Source organism: Aureimonas ureilytica DSM 18598 = NBRC 106430 (assembly GCF_000382705.1).
GTDB lineage: Bacteria > Pseudomonadota > Alphaproteobacteria > Rhizobiales > Rhizobiaceae > Aureimonas > Aureimonas ureilytica.
Window position 1 is genome coordinate 52287 of the sequence record NZ_ARQE01000006.1, and the last position, 23617, is coordinate 75903.

Here is a 23617-nt window from a genome sequence, read left to right on the forward strand (position 1 = left end):
AAGAACCCGCCGCCTGTTCCATTTCCCGCCCCAAGGCAGCGTGGGAGTAGCGAGAATGCGGCTGGTGCGGTTCGGCGCGAGAGGCGCCGAGAAGCCAGGGGCTCTGGACAGCGAAGGACGCATCCGAGATCTGTCTTCCGAGGTCGAGGACTGGCGGGACGGCTTCATCGATCCCGTGGCCTTGGAAAAGCTGCGTTCGCTCGATATCACGCGTTTCCCCGAAGCCCCGGCCGGAAGCCGTCTGGGGCCGCCGGTCAGCGACGTCAGGAAGATCATCGGCGTCGGCCCGAACTATCATGAGAGCGCGCGGCTCGCCGGCTTCAAGGTCAATCCGGAGCCGACCCTCTTCATGAAGGCGGCGACCGCCGTCAGCGGTCCGAACGATCCGATCGAGATTCCGCGCCTGTCCACGCGGACCGACTGGGGCGTGGAACTCGCCGTGGTGATCGGTCGCACCGCCAAATATATCAGCGTCGAAGCCGCCATGCAGCATGTGGCCGGCTTCACCCTCTCCAACGATCTGACCGAGCGCAATTTCCAGCTGCAGCGCGGCGGGCAGTGGTTCAAGGGCAAGTCGCACGACACGTTCGCGCCGATCGGCCCGTGGCTCGTGACGCCGGACGAACTCCCGAACTATCACGACCTCACCGTCTGGCTCGACGTGAACGGCGAGCGGATGCAGGAGGGCGAAACGAGCCGGATGATCTTCAAGGTCCCCTATCTCATCTCCTATCTGTCGCGCTTTCTGCGACTGGAGCCGGGCGACGTGATCATGACCGGCACGCCGGCGGGGGTTGGTCTCTCGCACGATCCGCCCCGCTTTCTGGCGCCGGGCGACCGGATGATCCTGGGCTGCGACGGCCTTGGCCAGCAGGACTATGTCTGCATCCAGGGATAAGCCGCGAAGGATCGGCCCGCGCGATGGGAGGGCCGATCGGAGGGATCAGAGACGATCCCAACCCTTGTCGGGCCGGAACCGCGTCCCGTGCGAGGTTTCGAGTTCGGTCAGCCGCGCGACGATCTGGTCGACGCCCCGCTCGCGCGCATAGCGCATCGGCCCGCCCCGGAAGGGCGCGAACCCCGTGCCGAACACCATGGCACCGTCCACGATCTCCTCGCTTTCGGCGACGCCCTCGCGCAAGGCCGCGACCAGGGTGTTGAGCATCGGCAGGATCAGCCGGTCGATCAGCGCCGCGTCGTCGGGCGAGCCGTCCGGCAGCGCTTCGAGCTTGGCCTTCTTGGGCTTGCCGTCCGCGTCGTAGTCGTAGAGCCCGCGCCCGGTCTTGCGGCCGAGCCGACCCTCGCGGATCATCTCGTGCATCCAGCCGGGCGTTTCGGGCAGCGGCATGTGAAGCCGCTCGCGCAGCGTGTCGGCAACCTCGACGGCGATGTCGAGCCCGACCTGATCGGCGAGTTCGATCGGCCCCATGGGCATGCCGAATTCCTCGGCGCGCGCGTCGATGCGCTCTTTCGGAATGCCCTCGTCCACCATTTTCAGCGCTTCGGCGATATAGGGCGTCAGCGCGCGGTTCACGAGGAAGCCAGCGCTCGGGCGCACGGGAGCCGGAAGGCGCGAAAGCTCCACGACGAAGCCCGTCGCGCGGCGCAGCGTCTCGTCCGAGACGGCCTCGTGGCGCACGATTTCCACGAGCTGCATCCGCGACACCGGATTGAAGAAGTGGATGCCGACGAAGCGGGACGGGTCCGCCAAGGTTTCGGCCAGGTCAGGCAGCGGCAGGGCCGACGTGTTCGTCGCCAGGATCGCGCCGGGCTTCATGCGCGATTCGGCGTCCTGCAGAATCTTTCGCTTGAGATCGATCTTTTCCGGCGCGGCCTCGATCACGAGATCGGCGCCGAGAACGCCCTGCCCTTCCGGATCGGGCACGAGCCGATCCAACGCGTCGCGAACCTTTAGCGGGTCCTTGAGCGTCGCTTCCAGCATTTTCGACGCGGACTTCACGGCCCGGCCGATCGGCTCCAGCGCGATATCCTGCAGCGTGACCGCGAAGCCTTCCCGAGCGGCCCAGGCGGCGATGTCGCCGCCCATCGCGCCCGCGCCGATCACATGCACACGCCGGATGCCGCTTTTGCCCCGGCGCAGACCGCGCATCGTCTCGCGCAGGAAGAAGACGCGCACGAGATTCTGCGCCGTCGGCGTTTCGATGAGCTTGGCGAAGCTTTCCAGCTCGGCCTCGCGCATCCGATCGGGGCGCCCGCCATGCTCTTCCCAAAGGTCGATCAGGGCGAAGGGGGCGGGATAGGTCTCGGGTCGGGCTTTCTCTCGGGCCTTTGCGCGCATCTGCCGGGCCGCGAAGGCCCGAGCGGGTTTGAGCGAGAAGGCCTTGGAGCGAAGGCTCGGATCGGGCCGGACGAGATCGCCGAAGATCGCGGCGTGAACGGCGTTATTCACATGCCGTTCTTCCACCACGGCATCCACCAGACCGATCTTCCTGGCCTTGCGGGCGGGCGCGGACTTGCCGGTCAGCATGAGGCTCATCGCCTCCACCGGGTCGGCCAGCGCGATGGAGCGGAAGGTTCCGCCGAGCCCGGGATGGAGACCGAGCATCACTTCCGGGAAGCCGAGCGTCGCGTTCGACACGGCAATCCGCATCCGGCAGGCGAGCGCGAGTTCGAGCCCCGCGCCGAGGCAATGGCCATGCACCACCGCGACGCTCGCGAAGGGCAGTGCGGCGAGCCGGTCGAGAACGCGATGCCCCTCGCCCAGCATTTCGCGAACCGCCTGGCGCGAGGCGCCGACGAAGCCGTTGATGTCGGCGCCCGCCGCGAACCCGCCGGGCTTGGCGGATCGGATCACGAGGCCACGCGGCCGGTCGGCTTCGAGCGCGGCGAGATGCAGGTCCAGTTCTTCGAGAACGCTGCGATCGATCGTGTTGACCGACTTGCCCGGCCGGTCGAGCACCAGCCAGGCGATGTTCTCGTCGTCGCGGGCGATGCGCCAATTGCCCTCTGGCGCGGCATCGCGCGCGACCGACGGTTCGAGGGCGCGATCCTCGAGCACGTTCAGCATCGTATCCATGGGACGTTCTCCCTTCACGCCGCTTCGAGGAGCATGGCACCGCCGAGGCCGCCGCCGATGCATTGCGAGGCGAGGCCGAGGCGCGCGCCGCGCTTGCGCATGGCGCGGGCGAGATGCAGCGTGATGCGGTTTCCACTGGTGCCGACCGGGTGGCCGAGCGCGATGGCGCCGCCATCGACATTCAGGCGATCGCGCGAGATCGTGCCGAGCGCGCCGTCGAAGCCGAGCACCTCGCGGCCGACCTTGTCGCTTTCGAAGGCGCGAAGGCAGGCGAGGACCTGCGCCGCGAAGGCCTCGTTGATCTCGAACAGATCGATATCGCCGAGCGTCAGGCCGCGCTTGCGCAGAAGGCCGGCCATCGACACGACCGGACCGAGACCCATGATCGAGGGATCGAGCCCCGCCCAGTGCGCGTCCACGATCCGCGCGATCGGCTCCAGCCCATGCTCGCGCACGGCGTCCTCGTTGGCGAGGATCGTCCAGCTCGCGCCATCGGTGATCTGCGAGGAGTTGCCGGCCGTGACATTGCCATAGGGCCGCTCGAAAACGGGCTTCAAACCGGACAGGGCCTTGGCCGTCGAATCGGGTCGCACGCCGTCATCGTGATCGTAGACGCGCCCGTCCCGTGCGAAGGCGGGCAGAACTTCGCCGACCAGGGTGCCTTCGCTCTGCGCTTTGGCCAGACGGCGATGGCTCTCGGACGCGTATTCGTCGGCTTCCCGCCGGGTGACGCCGAAGAGATGACCGATCTTCTCGGCGGTCTGCCCCATGTTCAAGGAGGTGATCGGATCGGTGAGCCCGCGCTCCAGGCCGATCACCGGCTTCAGGAAATCCGGCCTCAGCGTCGAGACGGCCTTGAGTTTGGCGGCGGGCGTCCGCGCGCCGTTCAACCGGGCGAACCAGTCCACCGCGCCGCGCTGAAGCACCAGCGGCGAATGGCTGAGTGCTTCCGCCCCGCCGGCGAGCGCGATCTGGGAGCGTCCCGATTCGACCGCGCGGAACGCCTCGTCGATCGACAGCATGCCCGAGCCGCAATTGATCTGCACCGTATAGGCCGGCACCTGTTCGGGAAGACCGAGACGCAGCGCCGCGACGCGGGCCGGGTTCATCTCCTCGGCCACGACATTGACGCAGCCGAGCACGACGAAGTCGATCAGTGCCGGGTCGAAGCGCTGGCGCATCAGAAGCGGACGCCCGCATTGAACGGCGAGGTCCACCGGCGTGAACGGCCCCGGCTTGCCGCGCGCCTTGATGAAAGGCGTGCGCGCGCCGTCGACGAGATAGACCGCTCGGCTCATTCGGCCGCCTCCGCTCTCGGGTTATCCGTCCGCTGTTCAGGCGGGCGGCGGTGCTGCGCGGCGATCGGCGACACTTCTTCCATTGGGAAGGCGTCCACCGCGACGACGCGAGCGACCGCCTCGTCGCGCTCGCGCAGGAGAGCCAGTTCCGTTTCGTCGATGAGACCGTCCGCATGGGCCTTGGCGGCGTCGCGGGTCTTGGCCTCGCGCAGACGCTTGTCGATCGGCGCGGCCTCCACCACCAGACGGAAGGCGTTTTCCAGGACGGCGACCGGATAGTCCGCCCGACCCTCGCCGAGATAGAGATCGGCACAGAGCCGGTCGCGCTGCGAGGACGGACGCATCAGGATATCGGCGACTTCGCGCACCAGTTCGTCGGCGGGCGGGCGCAGGGGAACGCCGAGCGGGAACGACAGGAGCCGCGCGGCGACCGAGGCCCAGCGGCTCGGCAGGTTCACGAAGACGCCGCTGAAGGCGAGGCCCATCCGATTGTAGCCGCGCTGCATGACATATTCGACGATCGGGCGATCCGCCTCGGGCCGCCCGTCCGTCTCGAAACGCTTCAGGGTCGCGCCGAGAAGATAGAGTTCGGACAGGATGTCGCCGAGCCGCGCCGAGATCATCTCGCGCCGCTTCAGCGCGCCGCCGAGCGTCAGAAGCGCGAAGTCGGCGAGCATGGCGAAGGCTGCGCTGTAGCGCGACAATTGCCGCCAATGGCTGAGGAAGGCCGCGCCGCGCGGGGCCGGCGCGGCAAGGCCGCCGGTCCAGCCGAACAGGGCGGTGCGCGCCGCATTGGCGAGCGAATGGCCGACATGGCCCCAGAAGGCCTCGTCGAACCGGTCGAGACCCTTTTCCGGGTCGGGGTCGGACAAGGCGCGCATCTCGGCCAGCATGAAGGGATGGGCGCGGATCGCGCCCTGCCCGAAGATCATCAGGTTGCGCGTCAGGATGTTCGCGCCTTCCACCGTGATGCCGATCGGCACGGATTTGTGCTGTGCGCCGAGCATGTTCATCGGGCCGTCGATGATGCCCTTGCCGCCATGCACGTCCATCGCCTTCTCGACCGAGCGGCGCATCAGTTCGGTGGCGTTGTATTTCATGATCGCGGAGACGACCGACGGGCGGTGGCCTTCATCCAGCGCCGCCACCGTCAGCCGGCGCGCGGCGTCGATCTGGTAGGCGTTGGCGGCGAGTTCCGCGAGCGGCTCCTGAATGCCCTCGAAGAGACCGATCGGCAGGTTGAACTGCGTGCGAACCCGCGCATAGGCGCCGGTCAGCCGCGCGGCCATCGCGGCGGCGGCGGCCGACTGCGAGGGAAGCGAGATGCCGCGCCCGGCGGCGAGCGCCGTCATCAGCATGGTCCAGCCCTCGCCGACCCGCTCCGGTCCGCCCAGAACCCAGTCGAGCGGGATGAAGACGTCGCGCCCGGAGATCGGTCCGTTCTGGAAGAAGGTGAATTGCGGGATATGCCGGTCGCCATGCCGGACGCCCGGCGTCGAGGTCGGCAGAAGCGCGACGGTGATGCCCAAATGCTTGCCGCGACCGAGATGATTGTCCGGGTCCTGCAGCTTGAAGGCGAGGCCCATGACCGTCGCGACCGGCGCCAGCGTGATGTAGCGCTTGTCGAAGTTTAGGCGGATGCCGAGCACCCGCTCGCCCTCGTGCTCGCCATATTCGACGATGCCGACATCGCGCATCGCGGCGGCGTCGGAGCCGGCATCGGCCGAAGTCAGGCCGAAGCAGGGAACCTCACGCCCATCCGCCAGACGCGGCAGCCAATGGTCCCGCTGCGCCTGCGTGCCGAAATGCAGCATCAGCTCGCCCGGTCCGAGCGAGTTCGGCACCATGACCGTCACGCCCGCCGCGACGCTGGCGGAGGAGACCTTGCGCACGACCTCCGAATGGGCGGTGTTGGAGAAGCCGAGCCCGCCATATTGCTTCGGGATCACCATCCCGAAGAACTTGCGGCTCTTCATGAAGTCCCAGACCTCGGGCGAGAGGTCGCGATCCTTCCAGGTGATCTGCCAGTCGTCCAGCATCGCGCAGAGTTCCTCGACGGGACCGTCGAGAAAGGCGCGCTCCTCGTCCGTCAGGCGCGCGGGCGGCATGGCGATCAGCTTGCCCCAGTCGGGGGCGCCGCCGAAAAGCTCGCCGTCCCACCACACCGTTCCCGCGTCGATCGCCTTTTCCTCGGTTTCGGAAATGGCGGGCATGGCCGTCTTCGCCCAGCGAAAGATCGGTCGGGTCAAACGGTCCTTGCGGAACGACATGCGCTTTCTCCCTGATAGACTATGCGTTCTTCGCCTCGATAACATCTTACGTAATGGGAAGAACGCCGATTCCCACCCCACCCTAGCGAACCGGCGCTCAAGCCTTCGTCAACGCCGGGCGCGGTGGGCGATGTCTCGGCGGCAGAAGCCTTCGCTCCATTCGACGCGATCCACGAGAGCGTAGACCTTATCGACCGCCTCGGCCACCTCGTCCGCCCGCGCCGTCACGTTGAGGACGCGCCCGCCCGTGGCGACGAGCTGGCCCTCCCGGAGCGCCGTGCCGGCGTGAAAGATCATTTCGCCATCGCCGGTTTCGGGCAGCGAGCGGATCGGCGTGTTCCTCGCGTAGTCGCCGGGATACCCTTTGGAAGCGAGAACCACCGTGACGGCGGGCTCCGGCGACCATCCGAGTTGGACCGCCTCGAGCGAGCCGGTCGCGGCCGCGAAGAGAACCGGCAGAAGATCGCTCGTCAGGCGCATCATCAGCACCTGACATTCAGGGTCGCCGAAGCGCACATTGTATTCGATGAGCTTAGGCCCCTCCTCGGTCAGCATCAGACCGGCATAGAGGACGCCCCGGAAGGGCGCGCCCTTCTCGCGCATGCCCTCCAGCGTCGGACGGATGATCTCGGCCATCGTGCGCTCGATGAGGTCGGGCGTCATGAGATAGGAGGGCGAATAGGCGCCCATGCCGCCGGTGTTCGGCCCCTTGTCGCCGTCGAAGGCGCGCTTGTGATCCTCGGCCGTGCCGAAGAGGACGGCCCGATCGCCGTCGCACAGGCAGAAGAGCGAGGCCTCGGGGCCGGTCATGCACTCCTCGATCACCACTTCGACGCCGGCGGACGCGAGCGAGCCGCCGAAGCAATCGTCGATCGCGGCCAACGCTTCCTCGACGCTCGATGCCACCGTGACGCCCTTGCCGGCGGCCAGGCCGTCTGCCTTCACGACGATCGGCGCGCCTTCGCGGCGAACATAGTCCTTGGCGGCATCGGCCTGCGAGAACCGCTCGTAACGCGCGGTCGGAATGGATTTCAGCGTGCAAAGGTCCTTGGTGAAGCCTTTGGAGCCCTCCAGCCGCGCCGCCGCCGCGCTCGGCCCGAAGACCGGAATCGAGGCTTCGCGCAGACTGTCGGCGAGACCGGCGACGAGCGGCACTTCAGGGCCGACCACCACGAGGCCGATCCGCTTCTCCTCACAGAAGGCAACGACCGCCGCATGGTCGGCGATGTCGAGCGCGACGCATTCTGCCGAGCCGGCAATGCCGGGATTGCCGGGCGCGGCATAGAGACGTCCGAGCTCCGGCGACTGGGCGAGCTTCCAGGCCAATGCATGTTCGCGGCCGCCCGAGCCGATCAAGAGAACGTCCATGGTCATTTCTGCCTCCGGGGGTCGCAGCCGCGCGGCGGCCCACACGGCCGCATCCTGGCCGGGATTACGAGGCGGCGGCGGGAAGGGTCAAGCCTCGACCCGCGCGCGTCGGCTCTTGGAGTGCCTAACAAAACCTCGAGGGGTCGATCCGCCGGTCCCTTTCCGTCGCCGCTTTGGTGCCGGTGCTCACCCATGCGCTGCATGGTCTGCGCCCGGCTCCTCACGGCAACGAAAAGATCCTCGCCGGCTCTCCGCCCGGAGGTCTTGTTAGCCACTCTTAGCCCTTGACGGATCGGCCTCGGGCGGGCTTTTCCCGTTCCATGCAAACACCCGACGCACCATCCGACGGCTCAAGAGATCGCGTTGCGGACGCCCCGTCCGACAATTTCGTTTATCGCGTGCTGCCGCGTGCGCTCTGGCCCTATGCGCAGCTGGCGCGGTGGGACCGGCCGATCGGCTGGCAATTGCTGCTGTGGCCGTGCTTCTGGTCGGCGGCGCTGGCACCGCAATGGGCCGCGCCCTCGGCGGTTCACACCGGCCTGCCGGACCTGCGGCATCTCGTTCTGTTTGTGATCGGCGCCATCGCCATGCGCGGGGCGGGCTGCACCTATAACGATCTCGTGGATCAGGACATCGACGCGAAGGTCGCGCGCACGCGCTCGCGCCCCCTGCCCTCGGGCCGCGTTTCGAGCCGCAACGCCAAGCTCTTCCTGCTGGCGCAGGCGCTGGTCGGGCTTCTGGTGCTCTTGCAGTTCAACGGATTCGCGATCGGGCTCGGCATCGCCTCGCTCGCGATCGTCGCGACCTATCCGTTCCTGAAGCGCGTCACGGACTGGCCGCAGCTCGGCCTCGGCCTGTGCTTCTCATGGGGCGCGCTGATGGGCTGGGCGGCCTTCTGGGGCACGCTCGGCCTCGCGCCCGTTCTTCTCTATGTCGGCTCCGTCCTGTGGACGATCGGCTACGACACGATCTACGCCCATCAGGACCGGGAAGACGACGCGCTCGTCGGCGTGCGCTCGACGGCCCGCCTGTTCGGCCGCCACACCAAGCGCGCGCTGATCCTGCTCTATGGCGGGACGCTCGTGCTCTTCACGCTCGCCTTCGTCGCCACCGGGGTCGGCCCGTCCGGCCCGGCCTGGCCCGCCTATGCGGGAATCGCGATCGGCGCGGTGCAGATGCAGTGGCAGATCGGCCGGCTCGACATCGACGATGGCGAGCAATGCTTGAAGCTGTTCAAGTCGAACGCGCTGTTCGGATGGATCATCTTCCTCGGGCTGGTCTTTTCCAGCCTCTGGGTCCTGTCCTTCCCCAAGCCCGTCTGACGAGAGAGCGATCCGCCGTCAGGAGCGGGCGATGATCTCTTCGCCGGCCAGAACCATGCGCATGCCCAGACCACCCGGCTTGCGGCGAGCGAGGAAGCGCGGGCGACGACCGCGATGGCTGGAGCGGCGGCGCGTGGAAGGCTCCGCCGTGCGCAGCTTGCCGAAGGTCTCCTCCAGCGCCGTCACGCGGCCATCCGATTCCACCATCAGCATCGGCAGGTCGAAGAGTTCCGACCAGCTGCGCCAGTCGGCCGCCACGTCGAAGAGATCGCAGGCCACCAGGAGGGGCACCGAGAGCTTCGGGTTTTCGTGGTGAAGCTCGAGCGTCACCGTCACCTCGCCCTCGCCGTCCTCCATCGCGCGGGCGGCGACGCCCTTGAAGGAACGGGGCGCCAGGGCGATCGCCACGGGGATGCCGCTGAGGTCCAGCTTGCGCCGGATCACCGCGCCGCGATGATCGACGCGGTAGGTGATGGTCTCGTCACCCTCGAAGGTCTGGAAGGTCTGCTTGCGATCCACCTGGGTCGGGTCCAGGCGGATAGGCATGTTCGCCCACTCGGGCTTCACCGACGTCGGATTGGTCACCAGGCTCATGGTCGCGCCTCTCGTCTCTCTGTCGGAGGCTCCCGTTTCAGGAGCCCTCCCTTTCAGCCGATGTATCCCGGCTTTCGATGCTTGGAGACTAGCGGAGGCTTATTTCGCCTCACCTAATAAACGCAGTTAAGTGTTCCTGACCATATTCAGGGTTTTCAAAATGTAACTTCGAATAAAACTTTAAAGGAGCTTCCCCGGGTTCATAATCCCATAAGGATCGAACAAGCCTTTGATTCCACGCATCAATGCCAGCTCGGCCGGGTCCTTGGTGCGCGCCAGCTCCTCGCGCTTCAGCTGTCCGATGCCGTGTTCGGCCGAAAAGCTGCCGCCGAGTTCCGCGACGACGCCGTGAACGAGGACGTTGATTTCGCCCCAGCGGGCCAGAAAGGCGTCCTTGTCCGCGCCGACGGGCTGCGAAATGTTGTAATGGATGTTGCCGTCGCCGAGATGTCCGAAGGAAACGATGCGCGAGCCGGGAATCGCGTCCTCCACCAGCGCGTTCGCCCGTTCCAGAAACTCCGGCACGAGCGCGACGGGAACCGAGACGTCGTGCTTGATGGAGCCGCCCTCGGGCTTCTGCGCCCAGCTCATCTCCTCGCGCATCCGCCAGAAGGTCGCCGCATCCGCCATGGACTGCGCGACGGCGGCGTCCTCGACCTCGCCCGCCTCGAACGCGCCTTCCAGAATGCCTTCCAGAACCGTGCGCGCATCCTCGCCCGAAACGGGCGAGGAGATTTCCACGAGGACATACCAGGGATAGGGCTGCGACAGCGGATCGCGCGCGCCCTGCGTATGACGGATGGTGAATTCGAGGCCGATGCGCGGCATGAGCTCGAAGGCCGTCAACCGCCCGCCCGCCAGCGCCTCGGCGCGTGTGAGCAGCTTCAGCGCCTCGCGAGGGCTGCTCAGCCCGACATAGGCGACCTCGCGGCCGGCGGGCTTGGGGAAGAGCTTGAGAACCGCGCCGGTGATGACGGCGAGCGTGCCCTCCGAGCCGATCAGGAGATTGCGCAGGTCATAGCCGCGATTGTCCTTCTTCAGCCGGCGCAGACCGTGGAAGATCTCGCCGGACGGCAGCACGGCCTCGACCCCCAAGCACAGATCGCGCGTGTTGCCATAGGCGAGAACCGCCGTGCCGCCGGCATTGGCGGCGAGATTGCCGCCGATCTGGCAGGAGCCTTCCGAGCCGAGGGACAGAGGGAAGAAGAGCCCCGCATCGTCGGCGGCCTCCTGCGCGCGCTTCAGAATGACGCCGGCATCGAGCGTCATCGTGCGGCCGACCGGATCGACCTCGCGGATGCGATCGAGCTTCTGCAAGGACAGAACGATCTCGGCGTCGGAGCGCGGCACCTGCCCGCCGACGAGCCCCGTATTGCCGCCCTGCGGCACGACGGGCGTGCGCGTCTCCGACGCGAGCCGCAAAATGGCCGACACCTCCTCCACCGTAGAGGGACGCAGCACGAGCCGCGTGCGGCCCATGAACTTGTCGCGCTCCTCGTGAACGAAAGGCGCGATATCGCCGGGTTCGATCAGCGCCCGGCCGGATGGCAGAAGCGAGGCGAAACGAGCGCGAAGGTCGTCGGAAAGGGCGGCGGAATCGATCGTGTCCATGCGCGAACGCTAGACCGGATCAGGGTTAACGTCGAGATCAGCGGTCGGCTGCCGCGCGCCGCAGACGGTCGTTGATCGCCTCGCCCAGGCCGTCGGACGGGATCGAGGCGACGGCGATACGCTCGATCTCCGGCGCGTCGAACGCCGACAGCGCCGCGAACAGGCGGCTGGCCGCCTCGCGCAGATCGCCGCTCGGGCTGAGATTGAAGGACCCGCCGGCGGATTCCAGCCCCGCATCGGGCTCTGGTCCGAAGCCGATCCAGTATTCGCCCGGCTCGGGCGCGCGCGCGCCCAGGCGCACGCGGCCGGCGGGGGCGTAATGCGAGAGAAGCTGGCCGGGCGCTGAGATCGCGTCGCTCTCGTCCCGTCGCAGGACGGGGAAGCCCACTTCGGCTTCGATCCGCTCGGCCGTCAGCGTACCGGGTCGCAGGAGACGGATATGGTCGTCGAAAGCGCGGACGATGGTGGATTCCAGCCCCTCCTCCGTCGCCCCGCCATCGGCCACGAGGTCGATCCGCCCTTCCAGCGTGCGCAGAACGTGCTCCGCCGTGGTCGGGCTGACGCGGCCGGAGCGATTGGCGCTGGGTGCCGCGATCGGTCGCCCGAGCGCCGAGATCACCGAGCGGAAGGGTCCCTGCGGCGCGCGCAGCGCGACCGTGTCGAGACCGCCCATCACGAGGGGATGAAGTCCCGCATTGGGGATGGCCGGCAGAACGAGGGTCAGGGGCCCCGGCCAGAAGCGTTCGGCCAGCCGGCGCGACACATCGTCGAAACGGGCATAGCGCTCCGCCATGGCGAGATCGCTGACATGGCAGATCAACGGATTGAAGCGGGGCCGGCCCTTGGCCTCGAAAATGCCGGCGACGGCCTGCCCATTGGCCGCGTCGGCGGCAAGGCCATAGACGGTTTCCGTCGGCACCGCCGCGAGGCCGCCCTCGCGCAGGCACATCAGAAGCGCTGCGATGGCGCCGTCATCCTTCAGGTCGATCCGCCGTGTCGTCCGCATGATCCTCCCCTACGACGCCGCGCGCGGCCCGCAAAGAAAAAAGCGACGGCGCCCTCTCGGACGCCGCCGCCTTCGATCCATGGTTCCGCCGCGTTTAGTTGGCGGTGGCGCCGTTCTGCGCCGGCGGCGTCACGTTGATCGTCGGCACTTCGACGGTGCGGGTTTCGGAGCCGACCGAAACGCTGCCGACATCCACATCCGCCTTGGGGAGCTGACCGCCCGTCACGGTCACGTTCGGCAGTTCGGCCTCCTGCGTCTGGCGCACGCTGACCATGTTGTAGGCGAACCACGCCACACCCACGATCACGACGAGACCGATGATCCAACCCAGAGCTCTACCCATGATACTCAACCCTTCACGATGACGCCTCACACGGCGTCTGACGGGCCAAGAACACGCAAAAGCGCCGGGTGTTCCCCAGCGCGGCGTGAGCTTTTAGAGAATCATTCTGGAGTTTCGCTGGCATCACACCCTCCGTCTTGGACGTCGAGGCGTGGCAGCGACGCTCAGCGCGTCGTGTCGAAGGCCTTGACGACACGGCGGTCGGGCTTGGCCAGGCTGGCGAGCGAGGTCCAGCTGTCGCGCCCCGTCTCGACTTCCGCGCGTTCGTCCGGCCGCTGCGGGCCGATGAAATGGTTGGCGGGGACGCTGAGGACGGTCGCCTGCGCCTTCTTCATCAGTTCGGCGATGCGGGACTTCAGATGGTCCCGCACCTCGGAGCGCTGTTCGAGCGGTGCGCCGGTGGCTTGCGCGTCGTGGAGGATCTCGCGAACCGCCTGCATTTCCTGCTTCAACTGCGTTACGGCGTCGATCAGCTTGGTCGCCTGCGTCGGCTTCAGCGCGGGTGCGTCGCCCGGCGGCGGCGGGTTCACCTTCTGCGCGTCGGTCAGCGCGGAGAGAACCGGCGCATTCGGCTTGCCCTTGTGTTCCTGGCGCGCCGCCTCGGTCAGAAGCTTCAGCGGATCGATCGGCTGGCGTCCGCTCGATCCGTAAGCGGCGGCGAGCGTGCCGGGCACGGCGGGAGACGGAGCGGCCTCGGCGATTTCGGTCTCCGCCACGTCGGAGACGGCCTTCTTGGCGGCGTCGGAGACGGAGGCGATCAGAGCACCGGCGTTCGGCGTGTCGGTCGGGTCCTTGCCGACCAGATCGTTGAACGGCCAGGCGTCCTTGAGTTCAGCAACGGTGAGCGGCGAGACGTTGACGTCGATATCGGCCTTCGCCCCGGCCACGCGATAGGGGCAGGAACGGCTGTTGCAATTGTGCATGGAGGAGAACTGCCAGAGGGCGTAATTGTCCCAATTGCCGGCAGGAAAGACGCCCGTGATGTCGTCGCGATAGCGAGCGTACCAGAGCGGCAGCCGCGACAGGAGCGGATATTCAGCCTGATTGCGGGCGATGAAATCGGCGGTGTTTCCGTTGGTGTAGAGGACCGGATAGCGGCCGAGGCGGATCTTGATCTGCTGCGCGAAGATCTCGGCGTCGGCGAGCGACATCCACTCGTCCGTGTTGTCCTCGATGTCGAGGGCGATCAGGTCGTCTTCGTCAGGCTGCGCGAAATCGACGAAATGGTCCGCCTGTTCGCGCGGATTGCCGGGACGGCCGAGATGGTAGGCGCCCCATTTGAGGCCGAGCGTCTTCGCCATCTCGCGGCGCGTCAGGTAGAGCTCCTGCGTGACCGAGTATTTCCACCAGCGGTTCTTGCAGAGATTGAGCAGATCGCCCGAAAGCTTGCCGCAGGACCATTCCGGCGGCAGTCCGTCGGACGCCTTGCTGATGAAGCCGGCGATGCGCTTGTCCGAAGTCAGCGACTTCCAGTTGATCGGATTGAACTCGTAGGCGTCGATCACGAGGGCGCGATCTTTGTCGGTCCAGGGCTTGTTCCAATCGGCGCTCGCAGGCACCACGCCAAGGAGAAGCGCGCTGGCGGCAATCGCGCACATCCAGCGCAGGGCGGCCGCGCGAGCGGCGCTCAGGTCAGGCATTCGGGTTCGTCCCCTCGTCGTCGCCGCGCAAGGCCGAAGGCCGGCGGTGGCGATGCAATGTCCGTCGAACGGCGCCGCGTCAGCGCCGCTGTCCCTCGAGTCCTGAAGGGGCCATCCCCTTCGCCAACCGGAACCGTTTTCCACAACCAATCCGGCGAGCCGGTGGCAGCGATCATCACTCTTGATGACTGGCCGTCATAAATTGAGAAAACGAGGCTTTCTCATGACTTAACCCGGCGATTTCGATCAACCGGGAACACAGAGGCGTCAGGCCTTCTCGGCGTTTCGTCTCCGGGATCGGCATCTCAGCCGAAGGTCCATTGACACCGCGCGACATCCATCGTCGCGAACCGGCGAATCCCATGGGACAGGAACGCCGGCAGGCCAATTCATTGAACGACGGGCGGCTTGTCTCAGCCTGACGCCGACGTCCCGCGGACGGTCAGGGCGCGGCGGGCGCGCCGACGCCTTCGGTGACGTTTCGGTCGAAGCGGCGGCGCACCCAGCGCAAAACCGGACGCTCGAATCCGTAATGCAGCACCGTGGAGACCGCGAGCGTGCCGAGAAGAACCGCGAGCGGAAAGCCGACGAGCCAGATGATCGGCTCGCGGATGCCGAGATGTTCGAGCCCGAACAGAAGCGCGCGGATCACGAAGAAATGGGAGAGGTAGATGGCATAGGACGTGTTCCCCGCCCATTCGGCAAGGGAGGAGCGGGTGTCGCGATGGCCGGACACGGCGGCGAGCACCATCAGCCCGGCCGGCACGCCCCATTGCAGGAAGCGCCAGGTGAAGTCGATCTGCGGAAAGGCGAAGAACAGGGCAAGGCCGCCGAGACCGACGACCCAGCGTGCCGCGTCGGACAGGCGGAAGCCTCGGTAGACGAGGCCATAGATCGCGATCCCCAGAAGGAATTCCAGGACGATCGGGTCGCTCCAGAAGCGCAGCGCGAGGCTGGAAGGCGGGAACCAGCGCCCCGCGAGGACGCCGACCACGAGCACGAGTGCGACGCCTCCCAGCGCCACGCGCTGCCGCCACCCGACGAAGAGTGCGAAGACGGCGTAGAAGAGCATCTCGTAATTGAGGCTCCAGCCGATATCGAGAAGCGGCAGGGGCACGCCGTCAGGGTTGGCGACGGGAAGGAACAGGAACGAGGCGACGATCTGCTTCGGGGTCGTCTCGGCCCAGATGGGAACGCGCATCACCTCGAGCAGCACGATCAAGAGCGCCGTCATCAGCCAGTAAAGCGGTGCGACGCGGGCGAGACGACGCAAGAGAAAGGTCCGCCAGGCGCCCCCTCGCCCATGCAGCGAGCGCGAGGAATGCGCCATCACGAAGCCGGAGATGACGAAGAAGACGTCGACGCCGGCGACGAAGGGAAACGGGCTGACCGGCGATTGCTCGAAGGTCAGTCCGTAATAGCGAAGGTCGAGAGCGATCTTGATATGGGCCGCAACCACCATGAGGGCGGCAACGGCTCGCAGCCACTGGATCTCGCCGATCCGGCGGCTATCGCTCCAGGCCGGCAAGATCAGCCCGCGATCTTCGAGAAGTCGGCGACGCGCTGCGTGGCGGCGCGGATGCGCGCGAGCAGCGCCAGGCGGTTGGCCCTGATCGCTTCGTCCTCGGCGTTCACCAGCACCTTGTCGAAGAAGGCGTCTGCCGGGCTGCGCAACCGGGCGAGCGCGGCGGCGGCACTGGCATAGTTCTCGCTCGCGAGCGCTTCGTCGAGTTCCCGCTCGGCCTGCTCCACCGCGCTTGAGAGAACGCGCTCTTCCTCTTCGACGAGCAAGGCGGGATCGACGGCCCCGGCGACGCGCGTGCCCTTCTTCTCCTCGGCGGCGAGGATGTTGGCCGCGCGGCGATAGGCGGCGAGGAGATTGCGACCGTCCTCGGTTTCGAGAAGGCGGCCGAGTTCGGCGACGCGCCGCGCGATGTCCAGAAGGTCGTCCTTCGCCGCGCCGTCCGAGCCGCCCGCGAGCACGGCGTCCACGAGATCGTGGCGCGCGCCGGAATCGCGAAGCTGAACCTTCAGGCGATCGTGGAAGAAGGACAGGAGATCGCCCGAGGTGATGAGCGTGCCGAGCCGCAGGCGCAGCTCGTTCTCAAGGATGATGCGGATGACGCCGAGCGCGGCGCGGCGCAGCGCATAGGGGTCCTTCGAGCCGGTCGGCTTCTCGTCGATCGCCCAGAAGCCGACCAGCGTGTCCAGCTTGTCGGCAAGCGCCACGGCGAGCGCGGTCTTGTCCGTCGGTACGCGGTCGCCCGGTCCCTGCGGCTTGTAATGGTCCTCGATCGCCGCCTGAACCGAGGTGTGCTCGTTCTGCAGGCGCGCATATTTGCGGCCCATGAGGCCCTGAAGCTCAGGGAACTCGCCGACGGCTTCGGTCGTGAGATCGGCCTTGGCGAGAAGCGCAGCGCGGCGCGACAGCGCGGCGTCGGCCCCCACCATCGGCGCCAGCACTTCGGCGAGATCGGCGATGCGCGCCACGCGCGCGCCCTGCGTGCCGAGCTTGGCGTGGAAGGTCACGCCGAGCGCGTCGAGCTTGGCCATGCGCTGGTCGAGCGGCTTGCCGAGGTCGAGGCCGAAGCGCGCGGCCGAAGCCTCCAGCGCGCCGAGATCGGGCAGCGGGTTCTGATCGGTGCGCCAGAAATAGAGCGCGTCCGACAGGCGCGCGCGCACGACCTTGCCGTTGCCGCGTGCGATTTCCGCGCCGCCGTCGCTCGCCTCGATATTGGAGACGAGGAGGAAGCGGTTCGCCAGCGCGCCCTGCCCGCGATGCCGCGTCACGAAACACTTCTGGTTGGTGCGGATGGTCAGCTGGATCATCTCGGGCGGAATGGCGAGGAAGGCTTCCTCGAACTCGCCCATGAGAACGACCGGCCATTCCACGAGGCCGGACACTTCTTCCAGAAGCCCCTCGTCCTCGACCAGCTCCAGCCCCTGCGCGAAGGCGAGGTTCTGGGCATCGGCGCGGATGATGTCCTTGCGGCGATCGGCGTCGAGCACGACGCGCGCGCGCTCCAGGCTCTGCACATAGTCGTCGAAGCGCCGCACGCGGATTTCGCCCGGCGCATGGAAGCGATGGCCGACCGTGCGATCGCCCGAGCGGATGCCGGACACTTCGAAATCGACGACGACCGTCTCGCCGACTTCCGGGCCGAACAGGCAGAGGATCGACTGGAGCGGACGCACCCAGCGCAGCGAGCCGGGCTCGCGCGACGCCGCGCCCCAGCGCATCGACTTCGGCCAGGGGAATTCGCGGATGATCCCGGGCAGGATGTCGGCGATGATCTCTTCCGCCGCCCGGCCGGGCTTCACGATATGGGCGACGTAGAATTCGCCCTTCTTGCCGTCGGAATGCTTGTGCGCCTGATCGATGGAGGTGAGGCCCACTGATCGCAGAAAGCCCTCGATCGCCTTCTCGTTGGCGTCGGTGCGCGGTCCCTTGCGGTCTTCGCGCACATCCTTGGAGCGCGCGTCGAGGCCGCGAATGTCGAGGGTGAGACGGCGCGGCGTCCAATATTCGCGCGCGCCCTCATAGGTCAGACCCGCTTCGACCAGCGCGTCCGTCACCGCCTTGCGCAGGTCGCCCGCGGCCTTGCGCTGCATGCGGGCGGGGATTTCTTCGGAGCGGAGTTCAAGAAGAAGATCGGGCATGGTTCGCTTCGCGGCTGGATCGCTTTTCGCCGCGTCTCACCATGCCGACCCTCCGAATGCAAGCCGATTGCGTTCAGATGCGTCCGTTGAACGTATCGCACTGGTTCATGTCGCCCGAGGTGGCACCCCGCTTGAACCATTCGACGCGCTGCGCCGAGGTGCCATGGGTGAAGCTGTCGGGAACGACCGTGCCCTGCGAACGGCGCTGGAGCGTGTCGTCGCCGATCTTGCTGGCCGCGTTCAGCGCCTCTTCCAGATCGCCCTGCTCTAGAAAGCCGGCCTGCTGCGTGTCGTGCGCCCAGATGCCGGCATAGCAATCGGCCTGCAGCTCGACGCGCACCGACACGGCATTGGCCTCGGTCTCCGACATGCGCTGGCGCATCTCGGTCGTGCGCTGGAGAATGCCGGTCATGTTCTGGACGTGATGGCCGACCTCGTGCGCGATCACATAGGCCTGCGCGAAGTCGCCGGACGCGCCGAGATCGCTGTCGAGCTGCCGGAAGAAGCCGAGGTCCAGATAGAGCTTCTGGTCATTCGGGCAGTAGAAGGGACCGGACGCCGAACTCGCATTGCCGCAGGCGGAAGCCACGCGGTCGTTGAAGAGGACGAGCGTCGGCTCGCGATACTGGCGGCCCATATCGGCGAAGCGGCGGTTCCAGACATCTTCCGTGTCGCCCAGAACGACGGCGACGAAATTGTCGGTTTCGTCGGCCGTGCCGCCGACGCCGGGGCCTCGGTTCGCGGTCTGGGTCTGCGTCTGCTGGGTGCCGTCGTCCATGCCGATCACCGACAGCGGATTGATGCCGAAGCCGATCCACAGAATGCCGAGGATGATGAGGAGGCCGATGCCGCCTCCGCCGGCACGGATCGGAATGCGCATTCCGCCCCCGCCCCCACCGAAGCCCCCGCCGCTGCCGCGACGATCCTCGATATTGTTGCTCTCGCGACGACCGCGCCATTCCATCGCGCTTCTCCCCTACCGACCACGACTTCGTGAAGGGTGAGATAGGCGCGCAAGGCGCATCGGAAATGGCAGCCTGACGTACGACCCCTCGCAGAGCGCTTGATCGTTCACCATCTGTCTTCTCGCAGGCTCCGAACGCGAGCCTTTCGGGAGTTCAACGGACGATGATCGCCACCGCCTATGCCTCCGGTTTCGGCACCGACACGATGACGCCGGACCTGACCCGTCGCCTCGCGCGCCTGAACGGGCTGGCGCGGCTGATGGATACGGCCATTCAGGTGCCCGGCACCAACATCCGCTTCGGCGCGGATGCGCTGATCGGCCTCGTGCCCGGCATCGGCGATGCTGGCGGTGCCCTGATCGGCCTCTACATCGTCAACGAGGCGCGACGCCTCGGCCTGCCCAAGCGCAAGCTCGCGCGCATGGTGGCCAATCTCGGCGTGGACGCGACGCTCGGCGCCGTGCCTTTGGCGGGCGACCTGTTCGACGTCTACTTCAAGGCCCACAAGCGCAACATCCAGATCATCCTGGATCATTTCGACTTGGAACGGCGCGACATCAAGGACGTCACGCCGCCGCGCCGGTAGCGCTCAATCGGCCATCGTCTCCAGACTGGCGAAGCCATCGGCCGCGCCGCCCTCGTCGAAGGGCTGCGCGACCTCCACGAACGTGTCGGGATAGAAGCCGTTGAAGCGCGTGCGCAGCGACAGCGAATAGGCGCCGATATGGCCGATCTCGATCCAGTCGCCGGTGTCCACCGTCTCGGGCAGCCAGAACGGGCGTGAAAGGATATCGACCGAATCGCACGTCGCGCCGCAGACGCGGAAGGCGCTGACCGTCTTCGGATCGCCCTTGCGCGCGACGCGGGCGGGGTCGGGAATGAAGCGGGCCGGCAGGGTGATCTTGCCCGTCCAGGAATCCGAGAGCGACGCCCAGATGCCGTCGTTGATATAGAGCCGCCGCCCCTTGCGCAGCAGCACCCGCACGATCAGCGAGAAGGCGCGGGCAACGACGACGCGGCCCGGCTCGGCCACGAGCGGCAGATCGGAAAAGCCCCATTCGGCGAGGTCCGATTTCAGCTGCGTGAGGATTTCCGGCGTGCCGGGAATGTTGGGCTTCTTGCGGCGCGGGTCGTAGCCGTACTCGGCCGGAAAGCCGCCGCCGACATCGAGCCCGGCCAGGGGCACGTCGGCGCGGTTGCGCACCCAGTCCGCCGAGGCGAGCGCGCGCTCGTAGGTATCGGCATCCTCGATCTGCGAGCCGACATGGAAGCAGATCCCGACCTTGAAGCCGATGCGGTGGCAGCGCTGCAGAAGCTCGACCGCATGGGCGGGCGCGGCACCGAACTTCTTCGACAATTCGTACATCGCGTGGCCCTTGGTCTGGAGCCGAACGAAGACGGTGATCGTCGCGGGGTCGAGATCGAGCGCGCGCACGATGCGCAGGATTTTCGCGACCTCGTCCTCATGGTCGAGCGAAAGGGTGCGGATGCCGTAGGTTTCGAGCGCGAGGCGAATGTCGGACTGCGCCTTGATCGGATGCATGTAGAGCATCTCGGCGTCCGGCGCGACGGCACGCACCGCCGCGAACTCGCCGGGCGAGGCGACGTCGAAGACCTTCACGCCGGCGGCCGCCAGCGTCTCCAACACCATCGGTTCGCCATTGGTCTTCACCGCATAGGCCGTTTCGCCCGGAAACGCGTCCATGAAGGCGCGGGCGTCGGCGCGCAGGACCTCGGGGCGGAAGCAGTAGACCGGAACGTCCGGGCGAAGCGTCAGGGCCGCGTCTCGGGCCGTCTCGAACTTCTGCAACACTCGTATCCTTCCCTGTCGCGGCCTGTCCCGACATAGACCTCCCGCCGACCGCGCGAAAGCCATTCGCACGATGGAAGCCATCCGCGCGATAAGAGCGCAAACCGATGGCAGGGTTGTGAAGCATCTGCCACAAGGGGCGGATGCAGGACACGACCCGCCGAACGCTCGGTTTTCCCCCGGTCTCGCTGGAGGCGCTTCTGGAGCGCATCGGCACGGGCCGCTCGACGCCCGCGCGCGAAATCGGCGAGGCGTATGAGCGAATTCTGGCGGCCGACGCGGAGGTTTCAAGCTTCAGCCGACTGGCACCGACGGAACGTTTCGCCGCGCCCGCCACAGCCGGCCCTCTCGCGGGCGTCGCGCTCGGCGTCAAGGACATGTTCGACACGTTCGACATGGTGACGGATTATGGCTCCCCGATCCATGCGGGGCACCAACCGCCCGCCGACGCCGCGCTCGTCGCGCAGGCTCGGGCGCTCGGCGCGACGATTGCCGGCAAGACGGTGACGACGGAATTCGCCTTCGCGAGCGAGGTCCCGACCCGTAACCCGCATCACCCGGACCACACGCCGGGCGCTTCGTCGGCGGGTTCCGCGGCGGCGGTGGCGGCCGGTCTCGTCCCCGCCGCTCTCGGTTCGCAGACGGCCGGTTCGGTGATCCGGCCCGCCTCCTTCTGCGGCGTCGCGGGCTTCAAGCCGAGCTTCCGCCTGCTGCCGACGGTCGGGCTGAAGAGTTTCGCCTGGTCGCTCGACACGGCGGGGCTGTTCGCAGCCGGCGTGCGGGATGTCGCTCTTCTCGCCGACCACCTCTCGGGGCGTCCGCTGCGCATCCGGGACGACGATGGGCCGCGCCTTCGCGTCGGGCTGTATCGCTCGACGATCGATGGGCAGCTTCATCCCGCCATGCTGGACGCCTGGGAACGGGCGGCGCACGCGCTGGAGGCTTGCGGCTGCACGCTTCTCGACATCGAGGAAAGCGAAACGCTCGCAGCCGCCCGCACCGCGCAGGGGCGCATTCAGCTTTTCGAGGGCGCCGTATCCCTGCTGCACGAGCACCGCCATCATGGCGAGCGAATGAATGCCGGCCTGCGGGCCATTCTGGCCGAAGGCGCGGCGATCCCGCCGGGGGACTACGATCAGGCCCGGCGGGCCGCCCGCGCGGGGCGGCGCGAGACGACGCGCCTGTTCGATCTCTGCGACATTCTCCTCGCCCCGTCCGCCCCCGGCCCCGCCCCGCATCGCGACGAGGGAATGGGCGACCCGGCCTTCAACCGTCTCTGGACGCTGGCCGGCGTGCCTTGCGTCAACGTACCCGTCGGCCGAACGGAGGACGGTCTGCCCCTGGGCGTCAGCGTGATCGCACGGTTCGGTCAGGACGCGAGAGCATTGGCGGCCGCAGCCCTCCTGGAGGGCCGACTCGCCCTCCGATGACGCGTCGAGCCTGTATTACCGGCCTGTCGCATTCGGATTTCCCGACAATTTTTAACCATCGCAAGTGCCTGTTTCGACCTTGCTTTCGCCGAGAGACGATTTCCTCGGGCGCCTTGCGAACCGAAACCCCCTTTACGATGTTAACAGGATCATGAAGACTGGTAACATCCTGTGAGGAGGAGATCGTTTTGGAACGGGTGCGACCTCTGAATCTGCTGATGGCCACCGCCGCCTTCGCCTTTCTCGGCGCAATGGTGATGGGCGTCATATCCTGATGCCGCCGGGCGCGAGCCGGGCCGATAAAGGAAGAAGGGCCAGTTTCGCTGGCCCTTTTTTTATGCGGCCTGTTCGACCTCTGTGACCTTGTTCTCCCCGCCGGTCCCGCCCGGACGAAGGCCCAGAATGTGGCAGATCGAGTAGACGAGGTCGGCGCGGTTCATCGTGTAGAAATGGAAGTCGCCGATCCCGCGCTCGGCAAGATCCAGGACCTGCTCCGCACAGACCGCCGCCGCGACATGGCTGTGGGTCTGCGGGTCCTTCTCCAGACCTTCGAACCGCTCGGCCAGCCAGAGCGGGATGGACGCGCCGGTCGCCGCCGAGAACCGCGCGATCTTGGTGAAGTCGTGGATCGGCACGATGCCGGGAACGATCGGGATATAGATGCCGGCCCGGCGAACGCGCTCGACATAGCGCTCGAACAGATCGTTATCGAAGAAGAACTGGGTGATGGCGCGCGTCGCGCCATTGTCGACCTTGCGCTTCAAAAGGTCGATATCGGTCGCGAAATCCGGGCTTTCCGGGTGCTTTTCGGGATAGGCTGACACCGAGACCTCGATCTCGGGATCGATCGCCTTGATCCCGGCCGTGAGGTCCACCGCGTTGCGATAGCCGCCCGGATGGGCCTCGTAGGCGCCGCCCGCGCCCCCCTGCCCGTCGCCGCGCAGCGCCACGAAATGGCGCACGCCGGTTTCGCGATACTGGCGGACCACGTCGTCCACCTCCTCGCGCGTCGCATCCACGCAGGTCAGATGGGCGGCCGGCTTCAGGTCCGTCTCGGCCAGAAGGCGCTTCACCGTGTGATGGGTGCGCTCGCGGGTCGAGCCGCCCGCGCCATAGGTCACGGACACGAAATCGGGCGAGAGCGGCGCGAGGCGCTGGATCGACGCCCAGAGCCCCTCCTCCATGGTCGCGGTCTTGGGCGGAAAGAATTCGAACGACACCCGGAAGGGCGCGCTGCGCGAGCGACGCTGGATCATGCTTCTT

Annotated in this window: 18 protein-coding genes; 4 read left to right on the forward strand and 14 right to left on the reverse strand. The window is 67.2% G+C overall.

Going from position 1 to position 23617, the window contains the following annotated elements:
- Nucleotides 1-55 precede the first annotated feature (55 nt).
- On the forward strand, nt 56-898 hold the full coding sequence (locus tag B146_RS0113890; RefSeq protein WP_019997057.1) for a fumarylacetoacetate hydrolase family protein: 843 nt from the start codon (nt 56-58) through the stop codon (nt 896-898).
- 45 nt (nt 899-943) lie between these two features.
- Here the strand turns inward: B146_RS0113890 and B146_RS0113895 are convergent, their stop codons facing one another.
- The 4 genes from B146_RS0113895 to purD form a co-directional block, all read right to left on the reverse strand.
- Complete coding sequence (locus B146_RS0113895) at nt 944-3037, reverse strand: 3-hydroxyacyl-CoA dehydrogenase NAD-binding domain-containing protein (RefSeq protein WP_019997058.1); 2094 nt, start codon at nt 3035-3037, stop codon at nt 944-946.
- Nucleotides 3038-3051: 14 nt separating this feature from the next.
- Nucleotides 3052-4335, reverse strand: coding sequence for an acetyl-CoA C-acetyltransferase (locus B146_RS0113900; protein ID WP_019997059.1), 1284 nt, complete (start codon nt 4333-4335; stop codon nt 3052-3054).
- Nucleotides 4332-6605 carry an acyl-CoA dehydrogenase gene (locus tag B146_RS0113905; RefSeq protein WP_019997060.1) on the reverse strand — a complete coding sequence of 758 codons (2274 nt, stop codon included), beginning with the start codon at nt 6603-6605 and terminating at the stop codon, nt 4332-4334. The genes B146_RS0113900 and B146_RS0113905 overlap by 4 nt, the downstream gene beginning before the upstream one ends.
- 108 nt (nt 6606-6713) lie before the next feature.
- On the reverse strand, nt 6714-7973 hold the full coding sequence (gene purD, locus B146_RS0113910) for a phosphoribosylamine--glycine ligase (protein ID WP_026358601.1): 1260 nt from the start codon (nt 7971-7973) through the stop codon (nt 6714-6716).
- A gap of 320 nt (nt 7974-8293) precedes the next feature.
- Here purD and ubiA point away from each other — a divergent pair, with 320 nt between their 5' ends.
- Nucleotides 8294-9295: a 4-hydroxybenzoate octaprenyltransferase gene (gene ubiA, locus B146_RS0113915; RefSeq protein ID WP_026358602.1), complete on the forward strand. Its 1002-nt coding sequence runs from the start codon at nt 8294-8296 to the stop codon at nt 9293-9295.
- Between the two features lie 18 nt (nt 9296-9313).
- Here the strand turns inward: ubiA and B146_RS0113920 are convergent, their stop codons facing one another.
- The 8 genes from B146_RS0113920 to ypfJ form a co-directional block, all read right to left on the reverse strand.
- Nucleotides 9314-9889, reverse strand: a complete 576-nt coding sequence (locus tag B146_RS0113920; protein WP_019997063.1) for a DUF6101 family protein — start codon at nt 9887-9889, stop codon at nt 9314-9316.
- Between the two features lie 180 nt (nt 9890-10069).
- A complete protein-coding gene (locus tag B146_RS0113925) occupies nt 10070-11500 on the reverse strand; it encodes an FAD-binding oxidoreductase (RefSeq protein WP_019997064.1) in 1431 nt (476 codons plus the stop codon).
- A gap of 37 nt (nt 11501-11537) precedes the next feature.
- On the reverse strand, nt 11538-12506 hold the full coding sequence (locus B146_RS0113930) for an L-threonylcarbamoyladenylate synthase (protein ID WP_019997065.1): 969 nt from the start codon (nt 12504-12506) through the stop codon (nt 11538-11540).
- A gap of 94 nt (nt 12507-12600) precedes the next feature.
- Nucleotides 12601-12849 carry a hypothetical protein gene (locus B146_RS0113935; protein ID WP_019997066.1) on the reverse strand — a complete coding sequence of 83 codons (249 nt, stop codon included), beginning with the start codon at nt 12847-12849 and terminating at the stop codon, nt 12601-12603.
- Nucleotides 12850-13013: 164 nt separating this feature from the next.
- Nucleotides 13014-14489, reverse strand: a complete 1476-nt coding sequence (locus B146_RS27835) for a glycoside hydrolase family 25 protein (protein ID WP_051091575.1) — start codon at nt 14487-14489, stop codon at nt 13014-13016.
- A gap of 442 nt (nt 14490-14931) precedes the next feature.
- Entirely contained in the window at nt 14932-16017 is a 1086-nt protein-coding gene (locus B146_RS26135; protein ID WP_019997067.1) for an acyltransferase family protein, read from the reverse strand.
- Between the two features lie 2 nt (nt 16018-16019).
- Nucleotides 16020-18149, reverse strand: a complete 2130-nt coding sequence (gene glyS / locus B146_RS0113950) for a glycine--tRNA ligase subunit beta (RefSeq protein ID WP_019997068.1) — start codon at nt 18147-18149, stop codon at nt 16020-16022.
- Nucleotides 18150-18222: 73 nt separating this feature from the next.
- On the reverse strand, nt 18223-19113 hold the full coding sequence (gene ypfJ / locus B146_RS0113955; RefSeq protein ID WP_019997069.1) for a KPN_02809 family neutral zinc metallopeptidase: 891 nt from the start codon (nt 19111-19113) through the stop codon (nt 18223-18225).
- 164 nt (nt 19114-19277) lie between these two features.
- Here ypfJ and B146_RS0113960 point away from each other — a divergent pair, with 164 nt between their 5' ends.
- Entirely contained in the window at nt 19278-19700 is a 423-nt protein-coding gene (locus B146_RS0113960) for a DUF4112 domain-containing protein (protein ID WP_019997070.1), read from the forward strand.
- Between the two features lie 3 nt (nt 19701-19703).
- On the opposite strand, the gene B146_RS0113965 is transcribed toward B146_RS0113960, so the two are convergent.
- A complete protein-coding gene (locus B146_RS0113965; protein WP_019997071.1) occupies nt 19704-20924 on the reverse strand; it encodes an alanine racemase in 1221 nt (406 codons plus the stop codon).
- A gap of 143 nt (nt 20925-21067) precedes the next feature.
- On the opposite strand from B146_RS0113965, the gene B146_RS0113970 reads away from it, so the two are divergent.
- Entirely contained in the window at nt 21068-22354 is a 1287-nt protein-coding gene (locus B146_RS0113970; RefSeq protein WP_019997072.1) for an amidase, read from the forward strand.
- A gap of 335 nt (nt 22355-22689) precedes the next feature.
- On the opposite strand, the gene metF is transcribed toward B146_RS0113970, so the two are convergent.
- On the reverse strand, nt 22690-23610 hold the full coding sequence (metF, locus tag B146_RS0113980; RefSeq protein WP_019997073.1) for a methylenetetrahydrofolate reductase [NAD(P)H]: 921 nt from the start codon (nt 23608-23610) through the stop codon (nt 22690-22692).
- Between the last annotated feature and the right edge of the window lie 7 nt (nt 23611-23617).